Below are 623 nucleotides of genomic sequence, written 5' to 3'. Positions count from 1 at the left end.
CGCGCAAGAGCTGCCACCGCACTGGCATGTCCGCTCATGACCGAGGCTGCCAGGTGCACCAGACTAGGGGTCTCCTCGTTTTCAGTGCAATAAGTGACGGTACGCAAAGCTAGCACTGGCGCGGGGGTGGTCTGGGTAGACCGTTGATTTCATTGACTTTCCTGTTCGCTTTGTAAACGGGTATGGTGGCCTCCCACTTTTGAGGTTCACGATGCAGGGTTGGCACACAACGTTTTTGGGGATGCGTGGGCTCCCCCGCGATATCAGCGACTTCGAGATGAAGGCATTTTTCACCTTCGATGGTGCCGAGCGCGACGCAATCAATGCACGCCGAGGTGATTCCCACAAGCTTGGTCTGGCGCTCCATATTGGTTTCCTGCGCATGAGTGGGCGTTTGCTCGGTGCCTTTCGGGTAATTCCAGTAGCCTTGTGGCGCCACCTTGGCAACGAGCTTGGCATTGCAGCACCAGAAGTCGCCTCGCTGAGAGCCATGTATGAACGCGGGCGCACGCTATTCGATCACCAACAAGTAGCCTGCACGGTCCTTGGATTCCAGTGGATGAGCGAGCACCAGCGCCGCTCACTGGTACGTGAACTGCGCGACGAAGTGGCGCGCTGCGCCG

Annotated in this window: 1 protein-coding gene; it reads left to right on the top strand. The window is 58.3% G+C overall.

Annotation, left to right across the window (positions count from 1 at the left end; genetic code table 11):
* Positions 1-211 precede the first annotated feature (211 nt).
* Positions 212-623 (top strand): DUF4158 domain-containing protein (locus ACFSCU_RS15515; protein WP_377561108.1); only part of this gene is annotated, 412 nt, incomplete at its 3' end.

Source organism: Ottowia beijingensis (genome assembly GCF_042680925.1).
Lineage (GTDB): Bacteria > Pseudomonadota > Gammaproteobacteria > Burkholderiales > Burkholderiaceae_C > Ottowia > Ottowia beijingensis.
This window is presented reverse-complemented; position numbering and strand designations above follow the sequence as displayed.